Genomic DNA, 4,827 nt, shown 5'->3' with positions numbered 1-4,827 from the left:
CGGTCCTGCGGACCTACTCAGTCCGAACGGTTGCTGGGTGATTGACAACAATTTATTTCCGTTCGGACTGAGTAGCTGCCCTGGCAGCGTATCGAAGGCGCAGATGCCGGTGCACTGGTGAGCCTCGAGGCCATCCTGCGGCTCACCTCGGTCCAGAAGGTTTCTCAATGCCCCAAAAAAAATGCCGCTCAGTCATCACTGAACGGCACTATCGGCATTGCCGGGCTTTTCGTTAGTACAAATCGGGCATCAGACCACGCCAAGACGGCGGCCGCTCGATTTGTTGTTGCTCTGGCCATCCGGCCCATAGAAATTGCCGGCGTGGGACTTGCCCTGCAAGATGGTCAGGGCGCTCTGGTTGGTGGCCAGCTTCTTGCCGATCAGCACGCCGTTGACGCGGTTCAGTTCCTTGGCATCCTGGGCCAGTTCGAACAGGGCAGCCCAGACTTCGCGGTCAGCCTCTGTGCCGTGTTCGCTCATCCACTGCTGCATGCCGGTTTCATCCTCGGCATAGCCGATGGCGGCCAGCATCTGGTGGCGGTGTCCTGCCAGTGTGGTCATTTCGGCAACGATCGTCGCTTTTTCGCCAATCAGGTCGGTCATGCCTTCGGCAGCCGTCTCGGCCAGCAATGCCTGCTCCTGGCGCAACTTGGCCACCAGTCGGGTCAAGGCCGCTTGTTCTTGCGGCAAGCTGCGCGCGGGCGTAGTCATGGTCGCTTCCATCCAGGCGCAAAAATCAATCAGGCGCGACGCGCGCTGATCAGGGTCTTGACGGTATCGATCAGGCCGCTGGCGACTTTTTCAGGATCGACCTGGAAGGTGCCGTTGGCGATCGCCGCCTTGATCTCGGCCACTTTCTTGGCATCGAAGCTGCCGCCGCCGTTGCTCACCTTGGTCTCCAGGGATTGGTAGGTCGCCGAAAGGCGCACATTATCCGACGTGGCGGCCGTGGCAGCCGCATTGGCGCCGGTGTTGCCGACATTCTGGTTGGCTGGACGATTGCTGGCTTGATCGCTGCGTGCGGCGGTCGATTTGAGGGCGTCATTGATGTTCACGGCAGTATTCCTTGTAGGGTGGGGGGCAATGCACCCGCCTGTCGCTTACTTTATCGGCGATAACACAGCAAACTTTAACATCTTGAAGCACTATTTGCGGGTCATCTCGCAATTTTCTTCATCGCCAGGTTGCCATCTATTAATAGTTGATTTCCAGAATGCCGCCCGAGCGGGCGATGCCGCTGACGACCTGGCCGGCGGCAGTGCGCGCCTGCGCCATCTGGCCCTCGGTGGCATTGGTCAGCGCCCGTGCCTCGGTCGAGATCTGGAAGCCCGGCCCGTTCGACACCACCCGCACCGACTGGCCCTGCTGCACCACGCGCTGGCTGCGGATCAGGTCGGAGCGCAACGGCGTGCCGGCACGCACGGCCATGACCGAAATGCGTCCCACGGCCTGGGATTCATCGGTCATGATGCCGGCGGGCAAGGTCGACAGGTCGCCGCGTACCCGCGTCAGGTCGCCGGCCGTGATGGTGTGGCCCTGGCTCAGCGGCACGGCGGCCACCAGGTAATCCGAGATGACCTGCACGCTGGCCCGCAGGTAGACGGTCCAGGGCGACGGCGCCACGCACTTCACGCCCACCGTGGTCTTGCCCCACAGGCGCGCGCCGTTCGGCATGAAGGCCTGGGGTTCCAGGCAGGCGGCCAGGTTCAGGCGCGTGTCGACCGGGTCGACCACCACCGTCACGCTGCCCGGCAGGGTGTTGGTCTGGTCCTTCAGGAACTGTTGGGCTTGCTGCTGCAATACGGCCAGGTCCTGGCGGGCAGGGCCGGACGCATCAGTCTGGGCCAACGCGCAGGTGGCGCTGAGCAACAGCGATGCAAGGCAAAGGCGGGAAAACTTGCGCAGGAAAGCGCTGGGTAAATATTTCATTTATTGCAACAGCCAGGGTGAGGCCTTCGGCGAATCTTGCAGGCAATGTTACGTCGCACGCGCGAGGTCAAAAGCAGGAACAAGGCACGCTTTTCAAGGCTTATCACGCGTTAGAGTTCGGGGCGCAAACGTATGATCAAGCCTACGTAATTCCATCATCGGCACAGCCTGTTCGAACTTGAGCAGTGGCCGGTATCTCGGGGAGGGTCTCGATGGTTTCCAAACTGGACGATTATTTTCGCTTCAATGAGATGGCGCTGAACCTGCGGGCACAGCGCCAGCAGGTCCTGGCGTCCAATATTGCCAATGCCGATACGCCGAACTACAAGGCGCGCGACATCAATTTTGCCGATACGCTGAAAAACGCCATGGACAACAAGTCCACCGGCTTGCCGCCGCTGACGCTGGCGCGCACGGCGGCCCTGCATGTGGCCGGCACCGCCGCGGGCGGTGAGAGCGGCATCGGCGGTTCGCCCCTGCAATACCGCACGCCGGCGCAGGGCAGTGTCGATGGCAACACCGTCGATCTCGATGTCGAGCGCAACGAATTCGTCGACAACGGCGTGCGCTACGAAGCCGCGGTCGGGTCGGTCAACGGCCAGATCAAGAACATGATCAACGCCATCCAACCGGGTTAACGCCATGTCACTTTCCAATATCTTCAACGTTGCCGGTTCGGCCATGAGCGCGCAGTCGCAGCGCCTCAACGCCACCGCCAGCAATATCGCCAACGCCGACAGCGCCACCGGCCCCGACGGCACGCCCTACAAGGCCAAGCAGGTGGTGTTCCAGTCGATCCCGATTGGCGGCATCAAGGACAGCGGCGTGTCGGTGGCGGCGGTGGTCGAGGACCAGGCCCCGCCCAAGCTGGTGTATGACCCCAAGCACCCGATGGCCGATGCCAACGGCTATGTCGCCATGCCCAATGTCAATCCGGTGGAAGAGATGGTCAACATGATCTCTGCCTCCCGCTCGTACCAGACCAACGTGGAAACCATGAATACGGCCAAGTCCATGTTGCTCAAGACCCTCACCATCGGCCAATAGGAATTTAGCCCATGACCACCGTATCCTCCGACCTGCTGACCGCCATGAACGGTACTTCCAGTACCAGTTCCACCAGCAGCAGCTCCAGCCTCAACGACAACAGCCCGGACGCGATCCAGAACCGTTTCCTGACCCTGCTCATCGCGCAGATGAAGAACCAGGATCCGAACAACCCGATGGACAACTCGCAGCTCACCACCCAGATGGCGCAGCTGTCGACGGTGTCGGGCATCAGCCAACTCAACAGTACGCTGTCGACGCTGATGGGCAACCTGAATTCATCGCAGGCATTGCAATCGGCCAACATGATCGGCCACAGCGTGCTGGCGGCCGGCAATTCGCTGCAACTGACGTCCGATACCACCAAGGCCGAAGACGGCACCGAGACCACCACGCAAAAGGCGGTGCTCGGCGTGCAGCTGGACTCGGCGGCCTCCAGCGTGAACGTGACCATCAAGGATGCCAAGGGCAATGTGGTACGCACCATGGACCTCGGTACCCAGGCCTCGGGCACCGTGCCGGTGATCTGGGACGGTACCAACGACGCCGGCGCCAAGGCTGCCGACGGCGCCTACACCTTCACCGTCTCGGCCGCCAATAACGGCGTGGCGGTCGGCGCGACCGCACTGGCCTTCGGCACCGTCGCCAGCGTCACCACCAGCACCGACGGCGTCAAGCTCAATGTGTCCAACATTGGCACCATCAAGCCGACTGAAGTCGTGCAGATTCTTTAAACGTTATTACCGACACTACCTAGGTAAGGGAGCATCAAATGAGTTTTCAACAAGGTCTGAGTGGTCTCAACGGCGCAGCCAAGAGCCTCGACGTCATCGGTAATAACGTGGCCAACGCCAGCACCGTGGGTTTCAAGCAGGCCCAGGCGCAATTTGCCGACATGTATGCCAACTCGATGAACCGTTCGGGCAATTCGCCCGTCGGCATCGGCGTGACCGTGGCCAACGTGGCCCAGGCGTTCACCCAGGGCAACGTCACCAGCACCAACAACCCGCTGGACATCGCCATCAACGGCGACGGTTTCTTCCGCCTGGCAGGCAGCCTGACCGACCTGTCGCCGGTATACGGCCGCAACGGCCAGTTCGAGCTGGACAAGAACGGCTACATCGTCAACCCCAGCATGAACGGCGCCTACCTGACCGGCTACAAGGCCGGTGTGACCGGTGGCGATGCCACGCCACTGCAGATCGACACCTCGTCGATCCCGGCCACGCCGACCACCAAGGTCACCACCAAGGTCAACCTCGATTCGCGCCAGGATGTGCCGACCATCACGCCGTTCGATCCGGCCAATGCCGATTCGTACAACAATTCGACCGGTGTGACGGCCTACGACAGCCTGGGCAATCCGTATAGCATCCAGACTTATTACGTCAAGAGCGCACCGACCGGTACGCCACCAACGACCACCTGGAATATCTACGCCGCAGTCGATGGCACGACCGTCACCGATACGGCCACGCCACCGGCACCGCTGTCGATCGGCACGATGACCTTCGATTCGACCGGCGCGCTGACGGCCACGACCGGCATGACGCTGAACCTGTCGCCGTTCGCCAAGGCCGGCGGCACCTTCCCCAGCACCATCGCCCTGAACTACGCAGGTTCGACCCAGACCGGCTCGGCCTTCGTCAACCTGGCGCAAAGCCAGGACGGCATGATGCCCGGTTCGCTGTCGAGCTTCTCGATCGCCAAGGACGGTTCCATCGTCGGTGCCTACAGCAACCAGCAGACCAAGGTGCTGGGCCAGGTGGTACTGGTGAACTTCGCCAACCCCAACGGACTGCAGCCGATCGGCAACAACCTGTACTCGGCCACCGCCGACGCCGGCGAGCC

7 protein-coding genes are annotated in these 4,827 nt (G+C 61.8%); 4 read left to right on the top strand and 3 right to left on the bottom strand.

Annotated features, from left to right (window positions below; translation table 11 throughout):
* Window positions 1–249 precede the first annotated feature (249 nt).
* The 3 genes from PMI40_RS22665 to flgA all read right to left on the bottom strand — a co-directional run bounded on the left by PMI40_RS22665 (window position 250) and on the right by flgA (window position 1,929).
* Entirely contained in the window at window positions 250–711 is a 462-nt protein-coding gene (locus PMI40_RS22665; protein ID WP_008120393.1) for a flagella synthesis protein FlgN, read from the bottom strand.
* 29 nt (window positions 712–740) lie between these two features.
* The gene (gene flgM, locus PMI40_RS22660; RefSeq protein WP_008120390.1) at window positions 741–1,055 is read right to left on the bottom strand and encodes a flagellar biosynthesis anti-sigma factor FlgM; all 315 of its coding nucleotides are present in this window, start codon (window positions 1,053–1,055) and stop codon (window positions 741–743) included.
* A 139-nt stretch (window positions 1,056–1,194) separates the two neighbouring features.
* Window positions 1,195–1,929: a flagellar basal body P-ring formation chaperone FlgA gene (gene flgA / locus PMI40_RS22655; RefSeq protein WP_008120388.1), complete on the bottom strand. Its 735-nt coding sequence runs from the start codon at window positions 1,927–1,929 to the stop codon at window positions 1,195–1,197.
* Between the two features lie 212 nt (window positions 1,930–2,141).
* On the opposite strand from flgA, the gene flgB reads away from it, so the two are divergent.
* From flgB to PMI40_RS22635, 4 genes are all read left to right on the top strand, one after another.
* The gene (flgB, locus tag PMI40_RS22650) at window positions 2,142–2,567 is read left to right on the top strand and encodes a flagellar basal body rod protein FlgB (protein ID WP_008120386.1); all 426 of its coding nucleotides are present in this window, start codon (window positions 2,142–2,144) and stop codon (window positions 2,565–2,567) included.
* Between the two features lie 4 nt (window positions 2,568–2,571).
* Complete coding sequence (gene flgC, locus PMI40_RS22645) at window positions 2,572–2,976, top strand: flagellar basal body rod protein FlgC (RefSeq protein ID WP_008120384.1); 405 nt, start codon at window positions 2,572–2,574, stop codon at window positions 2,974–2,976.
* 11 nt (window positions 2,977–2,987) lie between these two features.
* Window positions 2,988–3,710 carry a flagellar hook assembly protein FlgD gene (locus PMI40_RS22640; protein WP_008120382.1) on the top strand — a complete coding sequence of 241 codons (723 nt, stop codon included), beginning with the start codon at window positions 2,988–2,990 and terminating at the stop codon, window positions 3,708–3,710.
* 38 nt (window positions 3,711–3,748) lie between these two features.
* On the top strand, window positions 3,749–4,827 hold a 1,079-nt coding region (locus tag PMI40_RS22635), incomplete at its 3' end, for a flagellar hook protein FlgE (protein WP_008120380.1).

The organism is Herbaspirillum sp. YR522 (assembly GCF_000282575.1).
In the GTDB taxonomy this organism is placed as follows: Bacteria; Pseudomonadota; Gammaproteobacteria; order Burkholderiales; family Burkholderiaceae_D; genus Herbaspirillum.
The sequence above is the reverse complement of the archived record's forward strand: the minus strand, read 5'-3'. Positions and strand labels throughout refer to the sequence as shown.

Coding starts and splice junctions, on each gene's coding strand:
- PMI40_RS22665 (WP_008120393.1), bottom strand. CDS start 711: ATGACTACGCCCGCGCGCAGCTTGCCGCAAGAACAAGCGGCCTTGACC.
- flgA (WP_008120388.1), bottom strand. CDS start 1,929: ATGAAATATTTACCCAGCGCTTTCCTGCGCAAGTTTTCCCGCCTTTGC.
- flgB (WP_008120386.1), top strand. CDS start 2,142: ATGGTTTCCAAACTGGACGATTATTTTCGCTTCAATGAGATGGCGCTG.
- flgC (WP_008120384.1), top strand. CDS start 2,572: ATGTCACTTTCCAATATCTTCAACGTTGCCGGTTCGGCCATGAGCGCG.
- PMI40_RS22640 (WP_008120382.1), top strand. CDS start 2,988: ATGACCACCGTATCCTCCGACCTGCTGACCGCCATGAACGGTACTTCC.